Annotated in this window: 22 protein-coding genes and 2 tRNA genes; 6 read left to right on the top strand and 18 right to left on the bottom strand. The window is 69.9% G+C overall.

Features of this window, described 5'->3' with window-relative positions:
• Nucleotides 1–6: 6 nt before the first annotated feature.
• Nucleotides 7–1,290 (bottom strand): ATP-dependent Clp protease ATP-binding subunit ClpX, encoded by a 1,284-nt coding sequence (clpX, locus tag ACAG26_RS11710; protein WP_071029097.1) that lies wholly within the window; start codon nucleotides 1,288–1,290, stop codon nucleotides 7–9.
• 236 nt (nucleotides 1,291–1,526) lie between these two features.
• On the opposite strand from clpX, the gene mmuM reads away from it, so the two are divergent.
• On the top strand, nucleotides 1,527–2,432 hold the full coding sequence (gene mmuM / locus ACAG26_RS11705; RefSeq protein WP_370482340.1) for a homocysteine S-methyltransferase: 906 nt from the start codon (nucleotides 1,527–1,529) through the stop codon (nucleotides 2,430–2,432).
• Nucleotides 2,433–2,453: 21 nt separating this feature from the next.
• On the opposite strand, the gene clpP2 is transcribed toward mmuM, so the two are convergent.
• The 4 genes from clpP2 to ACAG26_RS11685 all read right to left on the bottom strand — a co-directional run bounded on the left by clpP2 (nucleotide 2,454) and on the right by ACAG26_RS11685 (nucleotide 5,274).
• On the bottom strand, nucleotides 2,454–3,089 hold the full coding sequence (clpP2, locus tag ACAG26_RS11700) for an ATP-dependent CLP protease proteolytic subunit ClpP2 (protein ID WP_370482338.1): 636 nt from the start codon (nucleotides 3,087–3,089) through the stop codon (nucleotides 2,454–2,456).
• A complete protein-coding gene (clpP1, locus tag ACAG26_RS11695; protein WP_370482336.1) occupies nucleotides 3,086–3,670 on the bottom strand; it encodes an ATP-dependent CLP protease proteolytic subunit ClpP1 in 585 nt (194 codons plus the stop codon). Before clpP1 ends, clpP2 begins: the two co-directional genes overlap by 4 nt.
• Nucleotides 3,671–3,775: 105 nt before the next feature.
• Nucleotides 3,776–5,152: a trigger factor gene (gene tig, locus ACAG26_RS11690; RefSeq protein ID WP_370482335.1), complete on the bottom strand. Its 1,377-nt coding sequence runs from the start codon at nucleotides 5,150–5,152 to the stop codon at nucleotides 3,776–3,778.
• A 45-nt stretch (nucleotides 5,153–5,197) separates the two neighbouring features.
• Nucleotides 5,198–5,274, bottom strand: a tRNA-Pro gene (locus ACAG26_RS11685).
• A 108-nt stretch (nucleotides 5,275–5,382) separates the two neighbouring features.
• Here ACAG26_RS11685 and ACAG26_RS11680 point away from each other — a divergent pair.
• A tRNA-Gly gene (locus ACAG26_RS11680) sits at nucleotides 5,383–5,453 on the top strand.
• 35 nt (nucleotides 5,454–5,488) lie between these two features.
• Entirely contained in the window at nucleotides 5,489–6,676 is a 1,188-nt protein-coding gene (locus ACAG26_RS11675) for a serine hydrolase domain-containing protein (RefSeq protein WP_370482333.1), read from the top strand.
• A gap of 63 nt (nucleotides 6,677–6,739) precedes the next feature.
• Here ACAG26_RS11675 and ACAG26_RS11670 read toward each other — a convergent pair whose 3' ends face one another.
• The 4 genes from ACAG26_RS11670 to ACAG26_RS11655 all read right to left on the bottom strand — a co-directional run bounded on the left by ACAG26_RS11670 (nucleotide 6,740) and on the right by ACAG26_RS11655 (nucleotide 9,216).
• Nucleotides 6,740–7,135: a hypothetical protein gene (locus tag ACAG26_RS11670; RefSeq protein ID WP_370482331.1), complete on the bottom strand. Its 396-nt coding sequence runs from the start codon at nucleotides 7,133–7,135 to the stop codon at nucleotides 6,740–6,742.
• Nucleotides 7,136–7,234: 99 nt separating this feature from the next.
• Nucleotides 7,235–8,029, bottom strand: coding sequence for an Fpg/Nei family DNA glycosylase (locus ACAG26_RS11665; protein WP_370482329.1), 795 nt, complete (start codon nucleotides 8,027–8,029; stop codon nucleotides 7,235–7,237).
• A gap of 2 nt (nucleotides 8,030–8,031) precedes the next feature.
• Nucleotides 8,032–8,511: a ribose-5-phosphate isomerase gene (locus ACAG26_RS11660; protein WP_370482328.1), complete on the bottom strand. Its 480-nt coding sequence runs from the start codon at nucleotides 8,509–8,511 to the stop codon at nucleotides 8,032–8,034.
• A 96-nt stretch (nucleotides 8,512–8,607) separates the two neighbouring features.
• The gene (locus ACAG26_RS11655) at nucleotides 8,608–9,216 is read right to left on the bottom strand and encodes a DsbA family protein (RefSeq protein ID WP_370482327.1); all 609 of its coding nucleotides are present in this window, start codon (nucleotides 9,214–9,216) and stop codon (nucleotides 8,608–8,610) included.
• A gap of 191 nt (nucleotides 9,217–9,407) precedes the next feature.
• Here ACAG26_RS11655 and pepN point away from each other — a divergent pair, with 191 nt between their 5' ends.
• Nucleotides 9,408–11,954 carry an aminopeptidase N gene (gene pepN, locus ACAG26_RS11650; RefSeq protein ID WP_370482326.1) on the top strand — a complete coding sequence of 849 codons (2,547 nt, stop codon included), beginning with the start codon at nucleotides 9,408–9,410 and terminating at the stop codon, nucleotides 11,952–11,954.
• 81 nt (nucleotides 11,955–12,035) lie between these two features.
• Here pepN and ACAG26_RS11645 read toward each other — a convergent pair whose 3' ends face one another.
• The 5 genes from ACAG26_RS11645 to ACAG26_RS11625 form a co-directional block, all read right to left on the bottom strand.
• Nucleotides 12,036–13,238 (bottom strand): RtcB family protein, encoded by a 1,203-nt coding sequence (locus ACAG26_RS11645; protein ID WP_370482413.1) that lies wholly within the window; start codon nucleotides 13,236–13,238, stop codon nucleotides 12,036–12,038.
• Nucleotides 13,239–13,379: 141 nt separating this feature from the next.
• Nucleotides 13,380–14,180 carry a hypothetical protein gene (locus ACAG26_RS11640; RefSeq protein ID WP_370482324.1) on the bottom strand — a complete coding sequence of 267 codons (801 nt, stop codon included), beginning with the start codon at nucleotides 14,178–14,180 and terminating at the stop codon, nucleotides 13,380–13,382.
• A gap of 114 nt (nucleotides 14,181–14,294) precedes the next feature.
• Nucleotides 14,295–14,762: a DUF5130 domain-containing protein gene (locus ACAG26_RS11635; protein WP_370482322.1), complete on the bottom strand. Its 468-nt coding sequence runs from the start codon at nucleotides 14,760–14,762 to the stop codon at nucleotides 14,295–14,297.
• A complete protein-coding gene (locus tag ACAG26_RS11630; protein ID WP_370482412.1) occupies nucleotides 14,749–14,973 on the bottom strand; it encodes a hypothetical protein in 225 nt (74 codons plus the stop codon). The genes ACAG26_RS11635 and ACAG26_RS11630 overlap by 14 nt, the downstream gene beginning before the upstream one ends.
• Nucleotides 14,974–15,020: 47 nt before the next feature.
• The gene (locus ACAG26_RS11625) at nucleotides 15,021–15,662 is read right to left on the bottom strand and encodes an HNH endonuclease (protein WP_370482321.1); all 642 of its coding nucleotides are present in this window, start codon (nucleotides 15,660–15,662) and stop codon (nucleotides 15,021–15,023) included.
• Between the two features lie 140 nt (nucleotides 15,663–15,802).
• Here ACAG26_RS11625 and ACAG26_RS11620 point away from each other — a divergent pair, with 140 nt between their 5' ends.
• Complete coding sequence (locus ACAG26_RS11620; protein ID WP_370482319.1) at nucleotides 15,803–16,201, top strand: globin; 399 nt, start codon at nucleotides 15,803–15,805, stop codon at nucleotides 16,199–16,201.
• Nucleotides 16,201–17,811: a glycoside hydrolase family 13 protein gene (locus tag ACAG26_RS11615; RefSeq protein WP_370482317.1), complete on the top strand. Its 1,611-nt coding sequence runs from the start codon at nucleotides 16,201–16,203 to the stop codon at nucleotides 17,809–17,811. Before ACAG26_RS11620 ends, ACAG26_RS11615 begins: the two co-directional genes overlap by 1 nt.
• A 4-nt stretch (nucleotides 17,812–17,815) precedes the next feature.
• Here ACAG26_RS11615 and ACAG26_RS11610 read toward each other — a convergent pair whose 3' ends face one another.
• From ACAG26_RS11610 to ACAG26_RS11595, 4 genes are all read right to left on the bottom strand, one after another.
• Nucleotides 17,816–18,385 (bottom strand): LemA family protein, encoded by a 570-nt coding sequence (locus ACAG26_RS11610; RefSeq protein ID WP_370482315.1) that lies wholly within the window; start codon nucleotides 18,383–18,385, stop codon nucleotides 17,816–17,818.
• Nucleotides 18,386–18,415: 30 nt separating this feature from the next.
• On the bottom strand, nucleotides 18,416–20,215 hold the full coding sequence (locus tag ACAG26_RS11605) for a DUF2207 domain-containing protein (RefSeq protein WP_370482313.1): 1,800 nt from the start codon (nucleotides 20,213–20,215) through the stop codon (nucleotides 18,416–18,418).
• 102 nt (nucleotides 20,216–20,317) lie between these two features.
• Nucleotides 20,318–20,734 carry an acyl-CoA thioesterase gene (locus tag ACAG26_RS11600; RefSeq protein ID WP_370482310.1) on the bottom strand — a complete coding sequence of 139 codons (417 nt, stop codon included), beginning with the start codon at nucleotides 20,732–20,734 and terminating at the stop codon, nucleotides 20,318–20,320.
• Nucleotides 20,731–25,572 (bottom strand): NAD-glutamate dehydrogenase, encoded by a 4,842-nt coding sequence (locus ACAG26_RS11595; protein ID WP_370482306.1) that lies wholly within the window; start codon nucleotides 25,570–25,572, stop codon nucleotides 20,731–20,733. The genes ACAG26_RS11600 and ACAG26_RS11595 overlap by 4 nt, the downstream gene beginning before the upstream one ends.

Raw genomic sequence — 25,572 nt, 5'->3', positions numbered from 1 at the left:
CGCCGGTCAGGCGCTCTTGTCGCGGCGCTCCGAGCGGGACGGCTTGCGCGGCACGATGGTCGGCAGCACGTTGTCCTGCACGGTCTCCTTGGTGACCACGACCTTGGCGACGTCGTCGCGGCTGGGGATGTCGTACATCACCGGCAGCAGGACTTCCTCCATGATCGCGCGCAGCCCGCGGGCCCCGGTGCCGCGGTGAATCGCCTGATCGGCGATCGCCTCCAGCGCGTCCGGGGTGAACTCCAACTCCACCCCGTCCATCTCGAACAGCCGGGTGTACTGCTTGACCAGCGCGTTCTTCGGCTCGGAGAGGATCTTGACCAGGGCGTCCATGTCCAGGTTGGTCACCGACGCCACCACCGGCAGCCGGCCGATGAACTCCGGGATCAGCCCGAACTTGATCAGGTCTTCGGGCATCACCTCGGCGAAATGGTCGGTGGTGTCGATCTCGGCCTTGGACCGGACCTCGGCGCCGAATCCCAGCCCGCGCTTGCCGACCCGGTCGGAGACGATCTTTTCCAGCCCGGCGAACGCGCCCGCCACGATGAACAGCACATTGGTGGTGTCGATCTGGATGAACTCCTGGTGCGGGTGCTTGCGTCCGCCCTGCGGCGGCACCGACGCCTGGGTGCCCTCCAGGATCTTCAGCAGCGCCTGCTGCACGCCCTCCCCGGAGACGTCCCGGGTGATCGACGGGTTTTCGCTCTTGCGGGCGATCTTGTCGACCTCGTCGATGTAGATGATCCCGGTCTCGGCGCGTTTGACGTCGTAGTCGGCGGCTTGGATCAGTTTGAGCAGAATGTTCTCGACGTCCTCGCCGACGTAGCCGGCCTCGGTCAGCGCGGTGGCGTCGGCGATCGCGAACGGCACGTTGAGCATCTTGGCCAGCGTCTGCGCCAGGTAGGTCTTGCCGCAGCCGGTGGGCCCGAGCATCAAGATGTTGGACTTGGTCAGCTCGACGGGCTCCCCGGACCGCGAATCGCGGCTTTTCTCCCCGGCCTGGATGCGTTTGTAGTGGTTGTAGACCGCCACCGCCAGGGTGCGTTTGGCGGTGTCCTGGCCCACCACGTAGCCCTCCAGGAAGTCCCGGATCTCCGCGGGTTTGGGCAGCTCATCGAGTTTGACGTCGTCGGCGTCGGCGAGTTCCTCCTCGATGATCTCGTTGCACAAATCGATGCACTCGTCGCAGATGTATACGCCGGGGCCGGCGATGAGCTTCTTGACCTGCTTTTGACTCTTTCCGCAGAACGAGCACTTCAGGAGGTCACCGCCGTCTCCGATGCGCGCCATAGTGCTGAGGGCCTACTTCCTGTTCGCAGTCTTCGTGGGTGGTGCCGAGAGTGTATGTCCCGACGCTACCCGCTTGCTCCGGCGTGACGCGACCGATAGGAGCGAATCGCGTCGGTGGTATTTGTCCCTGTCGCTGAGAACATAACGCGTGAGTGCCCCGTGGGGCGGGTGGGACGCGCCGCCGTGTCGCGGCTGTTATCCGACCGAGCGGCCACCGCCGACCTACAGTGGCGACCGTGGCGTTCGCCGTGCCCAACGACACCGTCCTGGTCAGCGACGGCGGCCTGGCCAGCGAGTTGGAGGCCCGCGGCCACGACCTGTCCGACCCGTTGTGGTCGGCGCGGCTGCTCGTCGACGCGCCGGCCGAAATCGAGGCCGTGCACAGCGCGTTTCGCCGCGCCGGGGCCGCGATCGCCACCACCGCCAGCTATCAGGCCTCGTTCGACGGATTCGCCGCCCGCGGGTTCGACCGGGCCGCGACGACGCGGCTGCTGCACCGCAGCGTGGAGCTGGCCCGGGCCGCCGGGGCACGCTGGGTGGCCGCCTCGATCGGCCCCTACGGGGCGGCGCGGGCCGACGGCTCGGAGTACCGCGGGCGCTACGGCCTGCCGGTGGCCGCGCTGGCGGCCTGGCATCGGCCGCGGCTGGAGGTGCTGGCCGCCGCCGGTCCCGATGTGCTGGCCCTGGAGACCATCCCGGACCTCGACGAGGCCGCGGCGCTGGTCAAGCTGGTGGCCGACGTCGGGGTGCCGGCCTGGTTGAGCTACACCATTGACGGGGCGACGACCCGCGCCGGGCAGCCGCTGCGCGAGGCGTTCGCGGTGGCCGCCGGGGTGCCGCACCTGGTCGCGGTCGGGGTCAACTGCTGCTCCCCCGCCGATGTGCTGCCCGCGATCGCGGTGGCCGCCGAGGTCACCGGTAAGCCGGTGATCGTCTACCCCAACAGCGGTGAACGCTGGGAGCACGGTCGGTGGGCGGGCCGGCCACAGTTTTCCGCGGAGTTGGCCGCCGACTGGGCGGCCGCCGGCGCCCGGATCGTCGGGGGGTGTTGCCGGGTGCGTCCCGCCGACATCGCCGCGGTGGCGCGCGTCTTACGCCGAACGTGCAACCAGTGCGAAAATTCGGCCGAAAAGTCGCACTGAGTACACGCTCGGCGCGTGACCTTAGGCGCTCTGCGCCGACAGCTTGCGGTACTCCAGCACGGTGTCGATGATCCCGTACTCCTTGGCTTCCTCGGCCGTCAGGATCTTGTCGCGGTCGGTGTCCTTGCGGATCACCTCGGGCTCCTTGCCGGTGTGGCGGGCCAGCGTGGTCTCCATCAGGGTCCGCATCCGCTCGATCTCGGCGGCCTGGATCTCCAGGTCGGAGAACTGGCCCTGGATCACCCCGGACAGCGACGGCTGGTGGATCAGCACCCGGGCGTTGGGCAGCGCCAGCCGCTTACCGGGGGTGCCGGCGGCCAGCAGCACCGCCGCCGCCGACGCGGCCTGACCCAGGCACACCGTCTGAATGTCGGCCCGCACGTACTGCATGGTGTCGTAGATGGCCATCAGCGAGGTGAACGAGCCACCCGGGGAGTTGATGTACATGGTGATGTCGCGGTCGGGATCCAGCGACTCCAGCACCAGCAGCTGGGCCATGATGTCGTTGGCCGACGCGTCGTCGACCTGCACGCCGAGGAAGATGATGCGCTCCTCGAACAGCTTGTTGTACGGGTTGGATTCCTTGACGCCCCAGCTGGAGTGCTCGATGAACGACGGCAGGATGTAACGCGCCTGCGGCGCGATTTCGGGATTCATGACGTGGCTCCGTTGGTCTGGGCGCGGGTGATGATGTGGTCGACGAAGCCGTATTCGAGGGCTTCGGCGGCGGTGAACCAGCGGTCGCGGTCCGAGTCGGCCTCGATGCGCTCGATCGGCTGGCCGGTGAACTCGGCGTTGAGCCGGAACATCTCCTTTTTAATGACCGTGAACTGTTCGGCCTGGATGGCGATGTCGGCGGCGCTACCGGTCACCCCGCCCAGCGGCTGGTGCATCAGGATGCGGGCGTGCGGCAGCGCATACCGTTTGCCCTTGGTGCCCGCCGCCAGCAGGAACTCACCCATCGAGGCGGCCATGCCCATCGCGTAGGTGGCGATATCGCAGGGCGCCAGCACCATGGTGTCGTAGATCGCCATCCCGGCGCTGATCGACCCGCCCGGCGAGTTGATGTACAGCGAGATGTCCTTGGTCGGGTCTTCGGCGGCCAGCAGCAGAATCTGCGCGCACAGCCGGTTGGCGATGTCGTCGTCGACCTGCGACCCGAGGAAGATGATCCGCTCGGAGAGCAAGCGCTCATACACCGAGTCGACGAGGTTGAGCCCCTGCCCGTTCGAACGCATGTCGCTCACAGTGGGTTACCTGCTTTCGTTGTGTTCCGTCTGCATCGACACTAACCAACCCGCGCCGCCGCGCACTCCCTGAACTGCCGGCGTTCGCTCACAGCGTCACTCGCCGTCGTCGGCGGTCTCCTCGGCTTCCGTCTCCCCGGCCTCGTCAGCCTCCGGGCTGCCGAAGAACTCGGTGGTGTCGATCACGGTGCCGTCGGTGTCGGTGACGGTGGCGGCCTGCACCACCGCGGCGATCGTGCGGCCCCGCCGCACGTCGGCGAACACCGCCGGCAGCTGGTTTTGCTGCGAGAGCACCTGCAGCAGCTGCTGGGGTTCGATGCCGTACTGGCGCGACATCAGCACCAGGTGCTCGGTGAGGTCGTTCTGCCCGACCTCGACCTCGAGGTCGTCGGCCAGCGCATCGAGCAGCAGCTGGGTTTTGACCGACTTCTCGGCGGCCGAGCGGGCGTCGGCGTCGAACTCCTCGCGGGAGGAACCCTGCTCGGCGAGCTGCGCGGCGAACTTGTCTTCGTCGTGGTCCAGGCCGTGCAACGCGTTGTGCACGGTGTTGTCGACCTGGGCCTGCACCACCGCCTCGGGCAGCGGGATGTCGACCTGCTCGAGCAGGGTGTCCAACGCCGCCTCGCGGATCTTTTCGGCCTGCTGCACCCGCTTGGTCTGCCGGACCTGGTCGGCCAGGTTGGTCCGCAGCTCCTCGATGGTGTCGAATTCGCTGGCCAGTTGGGCGAATTCGTCGTCGGGCTCGGGCAGCTCCCGCTCCTTGACCGAGCCGACGGTGACGGTCACCTGGGCTTGGCTCCCGGCGTGCGGGCCGGCGGCCAGCGTGGTGGTGAACACCTTGCTCTCCCCGGCCGCCAAGCCGACGATCGCCTCATCCAGGCCGTCGATCAGCCGGCCCGAGCCCACCTCGTGGGACAGCCCCTCGGTGGCCGCCTCCGGCAGCTCCTCGCCGTCGACGGTCGCGGACAGGTCGATCGAGACGAAGTCGCCGTCGGCGGCGGGCCGCTCGACCCCGGTCAGGGTGCCGAACCGGGCCCGCAGCGACTGCAGCTCGGCCTCGACCTCGTCGTCGCTGACCTCGATCGGGTCCACGCTGAGCTTGAGCGCGCTCAGCTCCGGCAGCGTGATGTCGGGGCGGACGTCGACCTCGGCGGTGAACACCAGGTCCTGGCCGTACTCCTTGCTGGTCACCTCGATGTCGGGCTGGCCCAGCGGCTTGACGTCGGATTCGGTGACCGCCTGGCCGTACCGGCCGGGCAGCGCCTCGTTGACGACCTGGTCGAGCATCGCCTCTTTGCCGATGCGGGCCTCCAGCAGCTTGGCGGGCGCCTTGCCGGGCCGGAACCCGGGCAGCCGCACCTGCTTGGCCAGCTCCTTGTAGGCGCGGTCGAAGTCGGGTTGCAGCTCAGTGAAGGGCACCTCCACATTGATGCGAACCCGGGTGGGGCTCAACTGCTCGACGGTGCTCTTCACGGCTGTACTCCTCGGTGTCGGTATCGACGGTCGGCGTGGTCGTGGTGGTCGGGGTGACAGGATTTGAACCTGCGGCCTTCCGCTCCCAAAGCGGATGCGCTACCAAGCTGCGCTACACCCCGCGCTGACCTCGACGATCCTAAAGCCCCGCGACACCGCGGTGACAGCGACGTCACGTCAATTGGATTTGGCATCGACCGCGCCGGTAAAGTCTGGCGATAGTCAGTCATGCGGGCGTAGCTCAATGGTAGAGCCCTAGTCTTCCAAACTAGCTACGCGGGTTCGATTCCCGTCGCCCGCTCAAAAGTGGGGGGTATCTCCTCGACAGGAGGCGACGTGAGCGACGTCGAAATTCACGGCTCGTGCGCGTCGGGTTTCCAGCGGGTGCGGGACGCCTTCGAGGCGAATTTCGCGGTGCGCGACGAGGTCGGCGCCGCCGTCGCCGCGTTTGTCGACGGGGAGCTGGTCGTCAACCTGTGGGGCGGGTGGGCCGACGCCGCCGGGCAGCGGCCGTGGCGGGAAGACACCCTGGCCACCGTGCTGTCCGGCACCAAGGGCATCACCAGCACCTGCGTGCACCAGCTCGTCGAGCGCGGCGACCTGGAGCTGGACGCGCCGGTGGCCCGCTACTGGCCGGAGTTCGGCCGGGCCGGTAAGGGCGACATCACCATCGCGATGGTGCTCAGCCACCGGTCCGGGGCGATCGGGCCGCGCACCCCGATGCCCTGGCAAGACGTCGCCGACTGGGATCTGGTCTGCGACCGGTTGATCGCGGCCGAGCCGTGGTGGGCGCCGGGGACCGCGCAGGGCTACCACATGACCACCTACGGGTTCATCCTCGGTGAGGTGGTCCGGCGGGTCACCGGCGGCACCGTCGGGCAGTACCTGCGCCGCGAGCTCGCCGAGCCGTTGGGCGCCGAAATCCACATCGGGGTGCCGGTCGCCGAACAACGCCGCCGCTGCGCCGACCTGGTCGCCAAACCGACCATCCGCGAGATGATGGCCTCCGCCGGCGCCCCGGCCGCCCCCACCACCCTGGCCGAGCACCCGAAGGCCGGGCTGTCGGTGGCGATGGGCTTTGCCCCCGACGACGAACTGGGCTCCAACAACCTGGAACTGTGGCGGCAGCTGGAGTTCCCGGGCACCAACGCGCAGGTGTCGGCGTTGGGGTTGGCCACCGTCTATAACGGGCTGGCCCAGGAGAAGCTGCTCAGCCGCGCGCAGATGGACTTGATCCGGGTGTCGCAGGGCGGCTTCGACACCGATCTGGTGCTGGGGCCGCGGGTGGCCGACCACGGCTGGGGGCTGGGCTACATGCTCAACCAGCGCGGGGTCAACGGCCCCAACCCGCGGATCTTCGGGCACGGCGGGCTGGGCGGCTCGTTCGGATTCGTCGACCTCGAGCACCGCATCGGCTACGCCTACGTGATGAACCGCTTCGACGCCACCAAGGCCAACGCCGACCCGCGCAGCGTGGCGCTGTCCAGCGAGGTTTACGCCGCGCTCGGGGTCGCGGTGTCCTGACCGGCCGATAAAAAAGCGGCGGCCGCGGACTCGCCGCGACCGCCGCCGGTACTAGTGGTCAGCTCACCGGTGGCCGGGTCCCCCCGGTCCGCCCGGTCCACCCGGCCCCTCGTGGGGTCCACCCGGCCCACCGGGACCACCCGGAGGACCACCGGGTCCGCCCGGACCCCAGCCCGGACCACCCGGCGGCGGGGGTGGCGGACCACCCGGTCCGCCCGGGCCCCAGCCCGGTTCCCGGTGGTCGGGTCCCCAGCCGGGACCGCCCGGGCCGCGGAAGTTGTCGTGGCAGCCGTTCCAGTCCCAGTTCTCGCCCCAGCCCGGGTCCCAGAATTCGCCCGGGCACCAGGTCGGCAGCGGTGCGGGTTGGGCCTGCGCGGCGACGGCCGCGCCCAAGCCGGCCAGCCCCACCCCGGCGCTGACGGCAAGGGCCCCTATCGAGATACGTCCAATCGTTTTCACCGCTCCGTTATAGGCAGCAACCGCGCCCAGACGCCAACCGAATCAGCTTTGAATACTTAAGCATCTGCTGAAAGGTTCCTGTCAAAGTGCACACCCGCTTCAGTTCTGGCAGGTCGGGCACCAGAACACGTTGCGGCCCTCCAGCACGGCGGTGCGCACCGGCGTGCCGCACACCCGGCACGGTTCCCCCGCCCGCCGGTAGACGTAGGTGCGGGGTTTGCCCGGCGCGTACGCCCGCGGCCCGTGGTCGTGCTCGGGGCGCACGACCACAATCTTGCCGCGCCGCAAGCCGATTCGCATCAAGCCCACCAGATCGGCCCAGGCGGCGTCGAATTCGGATGCGTCCAGGGTCTTACCCGGCCGAAACGGGTCGATGCCGTGGCGGAACAGCAGCTCGCTGCGGTACACGTTGCCGACCCCGGCGATCACCGCCTGATCCATGATCAGCGCGCCGATCGCGCGCTGCGACTTGGTGATTCGCTTCCAGGCCAGCGTCGGATCGGCGTCGCGGCGCAGCGGATCCGGGCCGAGCCGGGCCAGCACCTCGGCGGCGGCCAGCTCGTCGATCACCTCGCAGGCCGTCGGGCCGCGCAGGTCGGTGCCGTAGTCGGCGCCGACCATCCGCATCCGGACCAGCCCCACCGCCGCCGGCATCGGCACCGGGTGTTCGGTGAAGGTGCCGTACAACCCGAGGTGGACGTGCACGATCGCCCCGTGGGCGTAGTGGTGGAACAGGTGCTTGCCCCACACACTGGTGCGGGTCAGCAGCTGCCCGCTCACCTGGGCCGCACCGGCGGCGAACCGGCCTTGCGGGCTGGTGACCGCCACCGGGGCGCCGGCGAACCGGCGCTGGTGCAGCCGGGCCAGCCGGTGCAGGGTGTGCCCCTCGGGCATGGTTAGCCGGCCGGGTCGGGCACCGCCGGCGGCTGGCCGGTGCGCTCGTAGTCGGCCAGGATGTCGATGCGCCGCTGGTGGCGCGGCGCCTGCGACCACGCGGTGCCCAGGAACGCGTCGACGATGGCCAGCGCCTCGGCCACCGAGTGCATCCGCGCACCGATGCCGATGACCTGGGCGTTGTTGTGCTCCCGGGCCAGCGACGCGGTCTCGGTGCTCCACGCCAGCGCGCAGCGGATCCCGGGCACCTTGTTGGCCGCGATCTGTTCGCCGTTGCCCGAGCCGCCGATCACGATGCCCAGGCTGTCCGGGTCGGCCAGGGTCCGCGACGCGGCGGCGATGCAGAACGCCGGGTAGTCGTCGTCGGCGTCGTAGTGAAACGCCCCGCAGTCCACCGGGTCGTGGCCGGCCTTGGTCAGGTGGTCGACGACCTGCTGCTTGAGTTCGTAACCGGCGTGGTCGGCCCCGAGATAGACGCGCATGGCCGACATTGTGTCAGAGCAGCACCGGGCGGCGCCGAGGGTGAACGGCGCGACGGGCGCTCGGCGTGTCGCGTCGCCGGATTCACGCTCGCGGCGTCAGTCGAATTGCGGCGGCTCGGTGCGGGTGCGCTTGAGTTCGAAGAAGTGCGGGTAGGACGCGAACGTCACCGAGGCGTCCCACAGCTGGCCGGCCTGCTCGCCGCGCGGGATCTTCGAGAGCACCGGGCCGAAGAACGCCACCCCGTTGACGTGGATGGTGGGGGTGCCGACGTCGTCGCCGACCGCGTCCATCCCGGCGTGGTGGCTGGCGCGCAGCGCCTCATCGTAGGTGTCGGTGTCGGCGGCCTGCGCCAACTCGGCGGGCAGTCCGACCTCGGCCAACGACTGCTTGATGACGTCGGGCAGGTCCTTGTTGCCCTCGTTGTGGATGCGGGTGCCCATCGCGGTGTACAGCGGGGCCAGCACCTCGGGTCCTTTGGCCTGCTCGGCGGCGATCGCCACCCGCACCGGGCCGAACGCGTGCTTGAGCCGCTCGCGGTATTCCTCGGAGATGTCCCGGCCCTCGTTGAGCACCGCCAGGCTCATCACGTGGAAGTTGACCTCGATGTCGCGGACCGTTTCGACCTCCAGGATCCAGCGTGAGGTGATCCAGCACCACGGGCACAGCGGGTCGAACCAGAAATCGGCTCGGGATTTCTCAGGCATGCACGGTCCTCTCGTCGACGGCGATCGTCCTGCACAACCGTAGCCGCGGCGCAGCTGTTCCCGCCGACTGAAATCGGCGTCCAGATCGGCCTCTGGGCCCAAAGGCGGGTTTGGACAATTTTGGCGTCGATTTCAGCGGCCGAGTCACGCGACGGTGCCGGCGCGCCCGCCGCGCCCACTAAGTTGGACGCGTGGCACTTCCCAACCTCACAAGAGACCAAGCCGTCGAGCGCGCCGCGCTGGTGACCGTGGACAACTATCGGATCGCCCTGGACCTCACCGCCGGCGAGAGCACCTTCCGCTCCACCACCACGGTGACGTTCGACGCGCTGCCCGGCGCCGACACCGTCATCGACCTCGCCGCCGACACCGTGCGCAGCGCCACCCTCAACGGGCGGCCCCTCGACGTCTCCGGCTACGAGGAGTCGACCGGCCTCGCGTTGACCGGGCTGGCCGAACACAACGTCGTGCAGATCGACGCCGATCACCGCTACTCCAACACCGGGGAGGGCCTGCACCGCTTCGTCGATCCGGTCGACGACGAGGTGTACCTGTACTCCCAGTTCGAAACCGCCGACGCCAAGCGGATGTTCGCCTGCTTCGACCAGCCCGACCTCAAGGCCACCTTCGACATCAGTGTCACCGCGCCGGCGCACTGGCAGGTGGTGTCCAACGGCGCCACCCTCAGCGCCGAGGACGGCGTGCACACCTTTGCCACCACCCCGAAGATGAGCACCTATCTGGTGGCGCTGATCGCCGGGCCGTACGCGCGCTGGGACGACGTGTATGCCGACGAGCACGGCGAGATCGCGCTGGGCCTGTTCTGCCGGGCGTCGCTGGCCCAGCACATGGACGCCGAGCGGCTGTTCACCGAGACCAAGCAGGGATTCGGCTTCTACCACAAGCACTTCGGCACCCCGTACGTGTTCGGCAAGTACGACCAGCTGTTCGTGCCGGAGTTCAACGCCGGCGCGATGGAGAACGCCGGCGCGGTGACGTTCTTGGAGGACTACGTCTTTCGCAGCAAGGTCACCCGGGCGTCCTATGAGCGCCGGGCCGAGACGGTGCTGCACGAGATGGCGCACATGTGGTTCGGCGACCTGGTCACCATGCGGTGGTGGGATGACCTGTGGCTCAACGAATCGTTCGCGACCTTCGCTTCGGTGCTGTGCCAAAGCGAGGCCACCGAATACACCACGGCGTGGACGACGTTCGCCAACGCCGAGAAATCCTGGGCCTACCGCCAAGACCAGCTGCCCTCGACGCATCCGATCGCCGCCGACATCCCCGACCTGGCCGCCGTCGAGGTCAACTTCGACGGCATCACCTACGCCAAGGGCGCCAGCGTGCTCAAACAACTGGTCGCCTACGTGGGGCTGGAGCATTTCCTCGCCGGGCTGCGGGACTATTTCGCCGCGCACGCCTTCGACAACGCCACCTTCGACGATCTGCTGGCCGCGCTGGAGCAGGCGTCGGGCCGCGATCTGTCGCACTGGGGTCAGCAGTGGCTCAAGACCACCGGGCTGAACACGCTGCGCGCCGACTTCGACACTTCCGACGGCCGCTTCACCCGGTTCGCGATCGCCCAGAGCGGGGCCGCGCCGGGCGCCGGGGAAACCCGGGTGCACCGGCTGGCCGTGGGCATCTACGACGACGACGGCTCCGGCCGGCTGGTGCGGGTGCACCGCGAGGAACTCGACGTCGACGGCCCGAGCACCGAAGTGCCTGCGCTGGTGGGGGTTTCGCGCGGCAAGCTGATCCTGGTCAACGACGACGACCTGACCTACTGCGCGCTGCGGCTCGACCCTGCCTCGCTGGCCACCGCACTGGAGCGCATCGCCGACATCGCCGAGCCGCTGCCCCGCACCCTGGTGTGGTCGGCGGCCTGGGAGATGACCCGGGAGGCCGAGCTGCGCGCCCGCGACTTCGTGGCGCTGGTCTCCGCGGGGGTGCCGGCCGAAACCGAGGTCGGGGTGGCGCAGCGGCTGCTGCTGCAGGCCCAGACCGCGTTGAGCTCCTACGCCGAGCCGGGCTGGGCGGCCACCCAGGGCTGGCCGGCGTTCGCCGACCGGCTGCTGGAGTTGGCCCGCGGCGCGCAGGCCGGCTCGGATCACCAGCTGGCCTTCGTCAACGCGCTGTGCACCTCGGTGCTGTCCGCGCCGCACACCACCGTGTTGGCGGCGCTGCTCGACGCCGGCCCGGCCGACCAGGGGCTGGCCGGGTTGACGGTGGACACCGACCTGCGGTGGCGCATCGTCACCGCGCTGGCCCGCTCCGGCGCCGTCGACGCCGAGTTCATCGACGCCGAAGCCCAGCGCGACCCCACCGCCGCCGGTCGCCGCAACGCCGCGCAGGCCGCCGCGGCCCGGCCGCAGGCCGCGGTCAAGCAGGCGGCCTGGCAGCAGGTGATCGAGGACGACACGCTGCCCAACATCACCGGGCGATCGATCATCGCCGGCATCGTGCAGCCCGGCCAGGGTGCGCTGCTGCAGCCGTTCACCGCCCGCTACTTCTCGGCGATCGGCGGGGTGTGGCAACGCCGGTCCAGTGAGGTCGCGCAGACCGTGGTCGTCGGCCTGTACCCGGGCTGGGACATCAGCGACGACGGGATCGCCGCCGCCGACGCCTTTATGGCCGACCCCGAGGTGCCGCCGGCGCTGCGCCGGCTGGTGTCCGAGGGCCGCGCCGGGGTGGAGCGCTCCCTGCGCGCCCGCGCCTTCGACGCGAGCCAGCCTTAGTCGCGAGCGTGCGTGTCTCCGGTCGACACACCGAGCACATCACCGGGTTTACGCACGCTCGCGCCCGACGGAGCCCGCCCGTCACTCCCCCTTGACGTTGAGCACCTGGCGCAGCACCGCGACGATCTCGACTAGATCCGCGGCGTCGGCGATGACCTGCTCCACATCCTTGTAGGCATCCGGGATCTCGTCGACGAGCTTGTCGGCGCGGCCGCGACTGTATTCGATCCCGGCCATCCGGTCGGCGAGGTCGTCCACGGTGAACAGCTGCCGGGCCTTGTGGCGGCTGTACCGCCGCCCGGCGCCGTGCGGCGCCGAACACAGTCCCGACCGGTTGCCCTTGCCGCGCACGACGTAGGACCGGGTGCCCATGCTGCCGGGGATCAAGCCCATCACCCCGTCGTGGGCGTCGATCGCGCCCTTGCGGGTCAACCACACCTGGCGGCCGAAATGCTCCTCGCGGCGGGTGTAGTTGTGGTGGCACAGCACCCGCTCGACTTCGATGCCCTCGGCGTCGTCGTGCGGGTCCAGGCCCATCCAATGGGTGAACGCCCGACGGAACCGGTCCATCATCTCCGACCGGTTCTGAAGCGCGAACGCCTGCGCCCACGCCAAATCCCGCAGGTACTGCGTGAACTCGGGGGTGCCCTGCGGCAGGTAGGCGAGGTCCTCGTTGGGCAGCTCGATCCACCACCGCTTCATCAACTTCTGCGCAATCTTGATGTGGCGGTTGGCGATCCGGTTCCCGACGCCGCGGCTGCCGGAGTGCAAGAACAGCCACACCCGGTCACGGTCGTCGAGGCACAGCTCGATGAAGTGGTTGCCGCCACCGAGCGACCCCAGTTGCAGCCGCCAGTTCTTCGCGTGCGCGTCGGGGTCGACGTTGCTGGAGTCGGCCAGCGCCTCCAGGGCCTCGACCCGCGGCCGGGTGAACGGGAACCGGTCGTCGCTGCGGTTGTACCCGCCCTTGGACATCGGGATCGCGGAGTCGAGCGACGCGTGCAGCGCCGCCAGGTCGCGCCCGGCGATGTCGGCAGCGGTGAACCGGGTGCGGACAGCGCCCATGCCGCAACCGATGTCGACGCCGACCGCGGCGGGGATCACCGCGTCGACGGTGGGGATGACGGTGCCGACCGAGGAGCCCTTGCCGAAGTGCGCGTCGGGCATCAGCGCGATGTGCGGATGCACAAACGGCATCGAGGCGGTCGCCTTGGCTTGCTCCAGGGTCAGCTCGTCGACTTCGGTGGCGAAGCTCAGCAGCTTGCCGCCGATCTTGGCGGGCACGCCGGGCGGCGCGCCCTCCGGCCTGGTGCTCACGGTCGTCTCTTTCTCGGGTGGGTTGCGGGCCTGGTCGGTTGACCAGTTGCTATCAGCTAAGCAGGCTTTCAGCACCCCACCAACCGAATTTTCAGCGACCCCGACCCATCACCGGTATCCCCCATCGCCGAGACCGGCGTCGCACTCAAAACGGTTCATTCCACCGAACATTCGCGCCCGCGCCTCGGCGGCCAGGTAGGCGGCGCTCATCCGCAGCGGGCCCAGCGCGGCCCACTGCCGGCAGTGCCGCTCCTCGTGGTGCAGCAGCCGATCCAGGTCGAGGCGCCCGGGGTGGGGCTGGCCGTCGCCGCCGTGGTACCAGACCACCCCGGATTCGACGACGTCGCGCAGCAGCCGGGCGGGATCGGCGCCGGGGCCGATGTTGAGCAGGAAGACGTCGCCCCAGGTGGTGCCGCCCTGTCGACTGAACAGACCCTGAACCCGGGTGCCGCCGATGCCCATCAGGATGCCGGCGGGGGTGGCCACCAGGCTGGCCCCGGTGCGGGCGATGACCCGGTAGCTCCAACGGTTGGCCCGCTGCCGGTCGCTGATCCGCCGCGCCTCAGCAACCGCGTACGGCGTCTCGGGGAAGTCACGCACGGCCGCCTTGGCGTAGCCGGTGCCGGCGTTGAGCAGGTAGGTCAACCACACCGCGCGCCGCGCGTCGTCGCCGTCGGTGCCCGGCGGGATCACGAAGTACGACTTGCTGTCGGGGTCGGTGACGACGGCCATGCCCGCAAGGACGGCGAAGCTGTCCGGGCCGATGCGGTGCCGTCGGGCGATGTCCACGACGACGTCGGGGGCCACGCCGCGCCGCTCGGCATTGGCCAACCAGGTGCCGTAGTGGCCGCGCGGGCTCGGACCGCTGAGCAGCCGCGCCCCGCGCAGCGCCCGTTCACATGCGCTCATCGCGCTCCCCCGCGCCGGGTCGACGCCCTAGCCGGTGCGAGCGTGCGCAAACCCGGGAATCATCCCGGCGTGCCGACCGGGGACACGCACGCTCGCGGCAAGCAGAACAACAAGCTACGCCGGGGAGATGCCGGCGGACAGCACCCGCACGGCGCTGACCAACCCGTCGATCAGGTTGCCCTGGGCCAGCGCCGACGCGGCGGCGGCCACCCCCAGCGGGGCGGCCGACTCGGCGCCGCGCCCGCGGACCTCTGCGCCGTACACCACCTCGATCGCGTGCTGGTCGGGCGACACGGCGACCAACACCGCATTGTTGGGTGTCGGCACGTCAGCCAGGATCTCCCGGGCCCGGGCGGCGGTGTCCTCGCCGAGGTCACCGATGTACACCGCGAACCGCGCCTTGGCCGCCCGCGTCCCGTAGGTCAGCGCATCGTCGAGGGTGACCAGGTCCTTGATCGGGAACGGGTAGTGCACCGAAACCGTGCCGGGCTCGGTGACCCCAGAAATCCGTCCGCTGGTAGTGATCACCGACCCGAGCGGCAGCTCGGCCGGCGCCACCGTCGCGACGTCACCACTTGCCACTTGCGCCACCCCCCACGGTCAGCTCCGACGCGCCGTGACCGTGATGGGCGCCGACGACCTCATCGGTCGCCGCCCACAGGATCGGCGCATGTGTCCACGGCTCGGACATCGTGTAGGTCGCCGGGTGGGCGCCCTTACCCGACCAGATCAGCACCGCCAGCACGGCGACGATCAGCAGCGGGATGCCCAGGAAGTACAGGTGGATCTCCATCAGGCTCACGACGCAAACGGTATCCCACCGGCCAACCCGGCCAGAACTTAGGCCGCGCCTTCGCCCAGGTACCGCGCCCAGCTGGGATCGAGTTCCTTCACCGACGACAGCAGCCGCCAATGCTGCCCGGTCGGCGACGTCGGCACCCGGTGCAGCGTCCAGCCCAGTTCGCCCAGCAGCCGGTCGGCCTTGCGGTGGTTGCAGGTCGAGCAGCAGGCCACGCAGTTCTCCCAGGAGTGGTCGCCGCCGCGGCTGCGCGGCACCACATGGTCGACGGTGTCGGCCCGGCCGCCGCAGTAGGCGCAGCAGAACCGGTCGCGGTGCATCAGCGCCGACCGGGTCAGCGGGACCCGGGCCCGGTAGGGCACCCGGACGTAGCAGCGCAGCCGGATCACCGACGGCACCGCGACCGCGCGGGTGGCCGAGTGGATGACCGAGCCGGACGGATCCTCGTGCACAACGTCGGCCTTACCGCAGATCAGCATGATGATCGCCCGACGCAGAGGCAGCGCGGTCAACGGCTCGTAGGTGGAGTTCAGCAGCAGCACCCGCCGCCGGGTCCACACCGACCCGGCGTCCTGTGCTGGGCGGGTGTCGACGGCGTGCAGGCAGGCACCGGTTACGGGCCCGGTTAGGCCTGCCGCGGCACCGGAACTGTGGTGGCCGCGGCGGTGTCTGCGCTGCGCCATTGGTCCTCCGCGGACCAGTCCACCATGATTCGGGGGCGACCGCACCCCAATTTGCTGTGCGTTCGCTGGTCAATCCGGTGAACACCGGGTGGCCCACCGCCGCGTGCCGGCCGGCGCCGGCATGGCCCACAATGGAGGAGATGGAGCCGGTACAACAGCAATCCTTCTATGACGCCATCGGCGGCGCCGAGACGTTCCATGCGATCGTGTCGCGCTTCTATCAGCTGGTCGCCGAGGACGAGGTCCTGCGCCCGCTGTACCCCGAGGAGGATCTGCACGGCGCCGAGGAGCGGCTGCGGATGTTTTTGGAGCAGTACTGGGGCGGCCCGCGGACCTACTCGGAACGCCGCGGCCATCCCCGGCTGCGGATGCGTCACGTGCCGTTCCGGATCACCCCGATCGAGCGGGACGCCTGGTTGCGCAACATGGAGATCGCGATCGGCGAGATCGACGCGGACACCCTGGGCGACGAGCATCGCCGGGAACTGCTCGACTACCTGCAGAACGCCGCCAACTTCCTGGTCAACACCCCGTTTTGATGGGCCGCGCCGCTAACCGTCCCTGGTGGCGCGACGCCGTGTTCTACCAGGTGTATCCCCGCTCGTTCGCCGACAGCGACGGCGACGGGATCGGTGACCTGGACGGGGTAACCGCGCGGCTAGACCACCTGAACGCCCTGGGCGTCGACGCGCTGTGGCTCAACCCGGTCACCGTCTCGCCGATGGTCGACCACGGCTACGACGTGGCCGACCCGCGCGACGTCGACCCGCTGTTCGGCGGGCTGGACGCGCTGGACCGGCTCATCGACGCCGCCCACCGGCGCGGCATCAAGGTCACCATGGACCTGGTGCCCAACCACACCAGTTCGGCGCACCCGTGGTTTCGCGCGGCGCTGGCCGACGGGCCGGGCAGCGCCGCACGGGACTGCTACCTGTTCCGCGACGGCCGCGGCCCCGGCGGGGACCGACCGCCCAACAACTGGCCGTCGGTGTTCGGCGGGCCGGCCTGGACCCGGGTCGTCGAACCCGACGGGCAGCCCGGCCAGTGGTATCTGCACCTGTTCGACGCCGAGCAGCCGGACCTGAACTGGGACAACCCGGAGGTGTTCGCCGATTTCGAGAAGACGCTGCGGTTCTGGCTGGACCGCGGCGTCGACGGGTTCCGCCTCGACGTCGCGCACGGCATGGCCAAACCGGCGGGCCTGCCGGATATGCCGGGCACCGACATCGGCCTGCTCGCGCACCGCGACGACGACCCCCGGTTCAACCAGCCCGGGGTGCACGCCATTCACCGGGCCATCCGCGCCGTCGTCGACGACTACCCCGACGCGGTGACCATCGGGGAGATCTGGGTGCGCGACAACGACCGGTTCGCGCAGTACCTGCGACCCGACGAGCTGCATCTCGGGTTCAATTTCCGGCTGGTGCAGGCCGGCTTCGACGCGGCCGAGCTGCGCGACGCCATCGACAACTCGCTGGCCGCCGCCGCGCTGGCCGGCACCGGATCCGAGGGGCCCCTCCCGCCCTCGTCGACCGGCGCCAACCCGACGTGGACGCTGGCCAACCACGACGTCGACCGGGAGGTCAGCCGCTACGGCGGCGGCGCGGTGGGCCAAGCCCGGGCGCGGGCCATGGCGCTGGTGCTGCTGGCGTTGCCGGGGGTGGCGTTTATCTATAACGGGCAGGAGTTGGGGCTGCCCAATGTGGAACTGCCCGACGAAGCGCTGCAGGACCCGACGTGGCGGCGCTCCGGGCACACCGAACGCGGCCGCGACGGCTGCCGGGTGCCGCTGCCGTGGCGCGGCGACGCGCCCCCGTTCGGGTTCTCCAGCACCGCCGACACCTGGCTGCCGATGCCGCCGGACTGGGCGAATTTGACCGTCGACGCCCAGCTCGACGACCCCGAGTCGACGCTGTCGTTGTTCCGCCGCGCGCTGCAGCTGCGCCGGGAGCGGCCGGAATTCGCCGGTGCCGGGCTGCGCTGGCGGCGCGCGCCGGCGGGGACGCTGGTGTTCGAACGCGGCGCGCTGGTCTGCGCGCTCAACGCCGGGACGCAGCCCATGGGGCTGCCCGACGGTCGGCTGCTGCTGGCCAGCGGACCGCTGCCCGACGGCCGGCTGCCGCCCGACACCGCGGCCTGGCTGGTTTAGCGCGTCAAAACTGCACCTGCGGCGGCGCTTGCTGGCCGTCGGGGGCCTGGTAGAACGGCCGCTTGGCCACCCCGGCCGGGCCGGCGAAAAACATCCACGGGATGGTGACGACCCGCTGGTTGAGCGTGGCGGTCGCGTCGTTGTAGTACTGGCGGGCGAACGCCAACTGGTTCTCGGTGTCGGCGAGTTGGTCTTGCAGTTGCAAAAAGTTGGCCGACGCCTTCAGGTCGGGGTAGTTCTCGGCGACCGCCAGCACGTTGCCGATCGCCCGATCCAGCCGGCCCTGGGCCTGCGCCTTGTCCTCCACGGTGCCGGACTGGGCGGCCTGCGCTACCCCGGTGCGGGCGGCGGTGACATCTTCGAACACCGATTTTTCGTGCGCGGCATAGCCTTTGACCGAGTTGACCAGGTTCGGCACCAAATCGGCGCGCCGGGTCAGCTGCACGTCGATGCCGCCGAGCGCTTCTTGGGCTTTCACGTCGAGCTTGCGCAGCGAGTTGAACCCGGTGATCCCCAACGCGACCAGTGCGATCAGCCCCAGCACGACGATCACCAGCACGATGGTCGCGGTCATAGCCCTACCTCATTCCTGTCGACGATTGATTCACCACGAGCCGCCGCCGCTGCCCCCGCCGCCGCCCCAGCTGCCGCCGCTGCTGCTGAAGCTCGACCCGCCCGACCCCGACGACGAACGTTGCGCGGCCTGATACGCGGCGATCGAGGTCGCGACCGCGGCGCCGAACGCACCCAAACCCGTCGCCGAATACAGCCCGGTCGCACGGCTTTCGGTGCCCGCGACGGGAAACCAGGTCGGCGCCGGGGGCTCCTGGCCGGTGGCGGTCCGGTACTTGGCGGCCCACTTATCGGCCACCCCGAACGCCGCCGCGTACGGGATGTAGGCGATGAACAGGTCCTGGCGGGCGGCGTAGTCGAACCGGTCCTCGCTGGACGGGGTCGCCAGCAGCCGCCGGAAGCCGCCGGCCCGCGACCACAGCTGCCGGCCCGCCGCGGTGCGCCGGGTGCCGACGCCCTTGGTCCACAACCCGGCCCCGGTGATCGCGAACAGCGCGAACGGCAGCCCCCACATCGTCGGGCCGACGATAAAACCGATCAACGCCAGGATCGGGCACACACAGACCAGCACCCGGCCCACCCACTCCAGGGCCGCGTAGTCGATCAATCCCTCGGTGCGCGACCAGGTTTTGCTGGCGGACTTCAGCGCGTCCAGCGCGCCGGACAGCTGCTCCCCCGACGACCCGGTCATGACGAACTCGCTGCCGGCGGTGGCGACGCCGAGTTTTTCCGCGGCCTGCCGGGTCACCGGGTCGACGGCATCCCACTGCTCGGGCGTGCCGACGCCGGTGACGGTCCATCGCGTCGCATCGGTGCGGTCCAGCCGGACCAGCCCCCGCTCGGCCAGATGCAGCAGGGTGGCCGGCAGCGCGTGGTCGCCGACCCGCTCGGCGACGATGTAGACGGTCTGCACCGGCCCCAGCCCGTCGGGCGGGGTGTACAGCACCGGCAGGCCCGGCGGCTTCTCCCGGGACCGGCGGAACCACAGGAATCCGGCGAGCGCGGACAGCGCCGAGCTCACCGCCACGAAACCGGCGACGGGCACCGAGCGCCCCAGCACCCCGTCGGCGCGGGCGCTCCACGGCAGGCTGGCGCGGTGCGGCAGCGGCAGCGGCTGGTCGACGCGGACGGTGACCGGGTTGCGGGCCGGCAGTTCGGCGGCGGTCACCGTGACGCGGTCGGTGCCGGCACCGTCGATGGCGCACGGGATCGCCCCGGTTTTACTGGCCGCGCACTGCACCAGCCCGGAGCGGTCGGGCAGCTCGATGACGACGTGCGCGGACCGGATCGGCATCTCCCAGAACCCGACCACATTCCAGTAGAACACCGAGCCGGGCTCGGTCGGGTTCGTCCCGACGCGGGTGGTGAAATCTCCTGCCGCAGTTGATGGTTTCGCCAACACCCCGTCGACCCAGTAGTCGACGACGTAGGTGTGCACGCCGGGGCTGACCGTCGCCTCGGCGTCGCCGATCTGCGCGACGTAGATGCTGCGACCGTTGCGCCACGAGTGGCTGACCGGCACCGCGTGGTCATCCATGGTGATCGCGGTCACGGTGGGCTCGATCCGCAGGTGCGGGTCGGTCGGGTCGGCCACCGGGAAGAACCAGAAGATGCCGTGCCGGTCGGTCGGCAGGTTCACGGTCAGCCGCTCGGTGGCCTCCAGGTGCCCGTCGGCGCCGATCCGGTAGGTGGCGTCGTAGTTGGTGATCGTCGCCGGATCGGTGGCCGGTTCCACCGCGCCCGGGTCGTCCGGCAACAGCGGCCACAGCAGACCCAGCCCGGAGAGCGCCACGACCAGGAGCCACACGCCCACCAGGACCGGTGTCTTCATGTAGCGATTCCCCCCGTAGCGGCCCGTGGCAACTGTGTCTCAGCGAATCCTAAACCGAATACCGGGACCCCCGACACGCGTTTTGCCGCGCCACCCCCGCGGCTAGCGCTGCCAGCGCTGCAGGTACTCCCGGTGCTGCGGGGACAGCCGCACCAGCTTCTGCTCGTCGATGTCGAACGCCGCCAGCTGCGATTCGGCGAGCACCGCCGGCTTGGAGTCCGGGTCGGCGTTGACCGAGCGCACCTCGTAGCCCAGGGTGAAGTCCACCGCGCGCAGCCGCTGCACCCAGATCGTCACCTGCAGCGGCGAATCCATCAGCCGCAGTTGCCCTTTGTAGGCGACCCGCACCTCGGCGATCAGCAGGCCGGTGGTGATGATCTCGCCACCGAAAACCGGTGCCAAAAACGGCACCCGGGCCTCTTCGAGGATGGTGACCATGGTGGCGTGGTTGACGTGCTGGTACATGTCGATGTCCGACCAGCGCACCGGGACCGGGGTGACAAACCCGACCGAGCTCACCGGCCGGATCCCCGGCCGCTGGTCCGCGTCATGCTGCGGATCTGCCGGGCCGCCACCGACAGCGCGGCCAGGTCCCGCTCGTCGGACGCGTAGATTTCGGTGAGCGTGCGGCGCGCCCGCTCCACCCGGGACCCGTTGATGTGCTCCCACTCGGCGATCTTTTGCACCCCATCCTCATCGGGCTCGCCGACGGCGAGCACGTCCAAACACAGCGACCGCAGCGAGCCGTAGATGTCGTCGCGAATCGCCAACCGCGCCAACGCATGCCAGCGGTCGTCGCGGGGCAGCGCGGACACCGCGGTGAGCAGCCCGTCGGTGCCGAGCCGATCCATCAGCGCGAAGTAAGTGTCGGCGACCTCGGCTTCGTCGCGGTCGATGATGTCGGCGATGTCGATGATGTCGAGCAGGCTGTACTGGTACAGGCCGGTGGCCACCCGCAGCGCCAAATCCTCTGGGGCGCCGCGCGACACGAACTCGGCCGTCTGTTTGGCGACGATGGCCTTGTCGTCGCCGCGCAACCATTCCGACATCCGCGGGGTCAGCGCCTTGACCTTCTTGGCGAACCGGTTGATCTCGGCGCCGACGGCCAACGGCTGCGGACGGTAGTTGAGCAGCCACCGCCCGGCCCGGTCGATCAGCCGGCGCAGGTCCAGCGTCATCCGGTCCGAGGCCGCCACCGGCATCCCGTCGGCGGCCGCCCGGATCCGCCGCCACACCTCGCCGACCCCGAAGATCTCGTCGGTGGCGACGTAGGTGCGCACCGCGTCGACCAGCCCGACACCGACATCCTCGGTGATCCGGTAGGCGTAGGTGATGCCGGCGGTGTCGACCAGGTCGTTGATCAACATGGTGGTCACGATCTCGCGGCGCAGCTGATGGGAACGGATCTCCGGGCCGAACCGCTCGGCCAGCACCGTCGGGAAGTACCGCGGCAGCCGGGCGGCGAACACGTCCTGATCGGGCAGGTCGGTGGCCAGCACGTCGGCTTTGAGCCCCAGCTTGACGTGCGCCATCAGCGTGGCCAGCTCCGGGGAGGTCAAACCCAGCCCGGCCTCGGCGCGCCGCTCGATCTCTTTTTCCGACGGCAGCGCCTCCAGCTCGCGGTTCAGGCCGCGGTCGGCCACCAGATGTTTGATCTGCATGGCGTGCACGGTCAGCAGGCTGGGCGCGTTGGCCCGGCTGGTGCCCAGCAGATCGTTCTGGTCGGCGTTGTCGACCAGCACCAGCCGGCCCACCTCGTCGGTCATCGACAGCAGCAGCGCGGTGCGGTCGGCGGGATCGACCTTGCCGGCGGTGACCAGCGCGTCGATGAGGATCTTGATGTTGACCTCGTGGTCGGAGCAGTCCACCCCGGCGGAGTTGTCCAGCGCGTCGGTGTTGATCCGGCCGCCGCACAGGTCGAACTCGACCCGGCCCCGCGAGGTGACGCCCAGGTTGCCACCCTCGCCGATCACCTTGGCACGCACCTGGTTTGCGTTGACCCGCACGATGTCGTTAGCCCGGTCGCCGACGTCGGCGTCGGATTCGGTTTCAGCCTTGATGTAGGTGCCGATGCCGCCGTTCCACAGCAGGTCCACCGGTGCCCGCAGGATCGCCCGGATCAGGTTGGGCGGGGTCATCTCGGTGACGTCGTCGTCGATGCCCAACGCGGCCCGCACCTGCGGGCTGACCGCGATGGACTTCTGGCCGCGGGCGAACACCCCGCCGCCCGCGCTGATCAACGACTTGTCGTAGTCGTCCCAGCTGGATCGCGGCAGCTCGAACATCCGCTGCCGCTCGGTGAAGGACCGCGCGGCGTCCGGGTCGGGGTCTAAGAAGATGTGCCGGTGGTCGAAGGCGGCGATCAGCCGGATGTGCTCCGAGAGCAGCATCCCGTTGCCGAACACGTCCCCGCTCATATCGCCGATGCCGACCACGGTGAAGTCCTCGGTCTGGGTGTCGACGCCCATCTCCCGGAAGTGCCGCTTGACCGCCTCCCAGCCGCCCTTGGCGGTGATCCCCATCGCCTTGTGGTCGTAGCCCACCGAACCACCCGAGGCGAACGCGTCACCCAGCCAAAACCCGTAGGACTGGGCGACGTCGTTGGCGATGTCGGAGAAGCTGGCGGTGCCCTTGTCGGCGGCCACCACCAGGTAGGCGTCGTCGCCGTCGCGACGCACCACCTGCGGCGGCGGGTTCACCGCGCCGGTGGCGTGGTCGACGTTGTCGGTGACGTCGAGCAGCCCGGAGATGAACAGCCGGTAGCAGGCGACGCCCTCGGCGCGGGTGGCGTCGCGGTCGGCGGCGGGGTCCCCGGTGGGCAGCGGCGGGGTTTTGACCACGAACCCGCCCTTGGCGCCGACCGGGACGATGACGGCGTTTTTGACCTCCTGCGCCTTGACCAGACCCAGGATTTCGGTGCGGTAGTCCTCCCGGCGGTCCGACCAGCGCAGCCCGCCGCGCGACACATAGCCGAACCGCAGGTGCACCCCTTCCACCCGCGGCGAGTAGACGAAGATCTCGAACTCGGGCCGCGGCAGCGGCAGCTCCTCGATCAGCTGCGAGCGGAGCTTGAACGCCAAAATATTCTGGCTGCGTGCCGAGTTTTCGCGGGTGACAAAGTAGTTGGTCCGCAGCGTGGCCTGGATCAGCGACGCGAACGCCCGCAGCACCCGGTCGGTGTCCAGGCTCACCAGCGCGTCGATGTCCGCGGTCACCGCGGCGGCGGCGGCTTGCGCATTGCGGCTCTTGGCTTCACCCGATGGCCGCGGGTCGAACAGCGCCTCGAACAACGCCACCAAGGATCGCGCGGTGTGCGGATAGTCGTTGAGCACCGAGGCGATGTGGGTCTGGCTGTACGGAAACCGGGCTTGCCGCAGGTATTTCGCGTAGCCGCGCAGGATCACCACCTGCTGCCAGGTCAGTTCGGCCCGCAGCACCAGTTCGTTGAACCGGTCGATCTCGTTGCGGCCCTGCCAGATCGCGGTGACGGCGTCGGCGAACCGCCGCGCGATGACGTCGCGCTCCGGGCCGGCCGACGGGATCTCGATGGTCGGATGCGGTGAGACCTTGAACTGGTAGATCCACACCGCGAGCCCGTCCGGCCGGGTGACGGTGAACGGCCGCTCCTCGAGCACCACCACACCCATGCTCTGCAGCATCGGCAGCAGCTGGCTCAGCGAGGCCCCGTGCCCGCCCAGATACCAGGTCAGCTTGGCGATGCGGTCCTCGTCACGGTCGGCCAGCACCAGCCTCACCGAATCATCGGTCAGCTCTTCGATGATGGCGATGTCGTCGATCGCCTCGGCGGGGGTGACGGCCTGTTTGTAGACCTCGGGGAAGGCGGCCGCGTAGTGTTCGGCGTCGCGCGGCGGGACCGCAGTCGCCGCCACCGCGCCCAGCAGCCGGTCGGCCCAGGTGCGGGCGGCTTCGGTCAGCAGCCCCTGGATCCGCACCCGGTTGTTCTCCGAGGTGTCCACCGCCGACGCGCCGGCGCCGTCCGGCAGCCGGACCACGAAATACAGCAGCGCCCACGGTGCTTCACTGACCCGCGCGGTGTATTCCAGGCTGGTGCCGCCGAATTCGCGGACCAGGATGTCTTGCATCGCCAACCGGACCGCGGTGGTGTAGCGGTCGCGGGGCAGATACACCAGGCACGACACGAAGCGTCCCAGGCGGTCGGCGCGCGGAAACAGCAGCGCCCGTCGCCGCGACCCCAGGTCGGCCACCGCCATCGCCATGGTCAGCAGCCGTTCGGCGCTCATCGCGAACAGCTCGGGGCGCGGCACGGTTTGGATGATGTCGAGCAGCAGCTGCCCGGGATGGCTGGGGTCGCGCTCGGACAACGCCAGCGCCTGCTGCACGGTGCGCGAGATCATCGGGATCTCCTGCACATTGGCGTTCATGGCGGCCACGGTGAACAGCCCGACGAAGCGGTGCTCGATGAGGCTGGTGGGCGTGTTTTCCCGGAGCACCACGATGTAGGTGTAGGAACCGAACCGCATGTAGCTGGGCACGGTGGCCTGGGCCAACACCAGCAGCCCGTTGCGGTCGGTGAGCCGGGAGTGCGACGCCTTACGCAGCCGCATCACCCCCAGCCGGGCCGCTTCGTCCACCGCCACCTGCCCGTCGTGCACCGGCCCGCGTTGGTAGCCCAGCAGCACGAAATGCCCGTCGGCCAGCCAGCGCAGCAGCGCCGCGGCGTCGCCGCGGTCCGGGCTGGTGAAGTGCCCGGCCGGGTCGCGGTCGACGGTGTCGGCCAGTTGCCGCAGGGTGGCGGTCATCGCGGTGGTGTCGGCGGCCACCTGCCGGACGTCGGCCATCACATCGGGCAGCAGCCGCCCGGCCTCGGCCAGGGCGTTGTGGTCGACCGACGGCGCCAGCCGGATGTGGATCCAGGTCTCGGCAACGCCGCCCGGCGCGGCGCCGTCGGTTTTCGGGGCGACGCCGAGCAGCTCCCCGGCCGGGTCGCGGCGCACCGTGAACACCGGGTTCATGATGCCCACATAGGCCACCCCCAGCCGGTGCAGCAGCACCGCCAGGGAATCCATCAGCGGCGCACCGTAGTCGGTGATCACCTGCAGCGCCGGGCCGAAACCCTCCGGGTCGTCGGCGGCGTAGACCGCGACCTTGCTGTCCCCGGCGGGGCGGTGCGCCGCCAGCCGGCAGTGCGCGCGCAGCATCGCCGGTGTCACCGCCGTGACGGCGCTGCGCTGGATGGCGACGGTGTCGTCCGGTTGGGTGTCGGCTTCGGGCGCCTCGCTGTGCGGGCCCCGGTAGGTGGCGGTGTAGGCCAGCGTGACCCAGCGCGGGATGTCCTCGGCCGGGGTGGATGGTGTCCACTGTGCCTCAACCGTCAC

The organism is Mycobacterium sp. pUA109 (assembly GCF_041287095.1).
Taxonomy (GTDB): domain Bacteria; phylum Actinomycetota; class Actinomycetes; order Mycobacteriales; family Mycobacteriaceae; genus Mycobacterium.
This window is presented reverse-complemented; position numbering and strand designations above follow the sequence as displayed.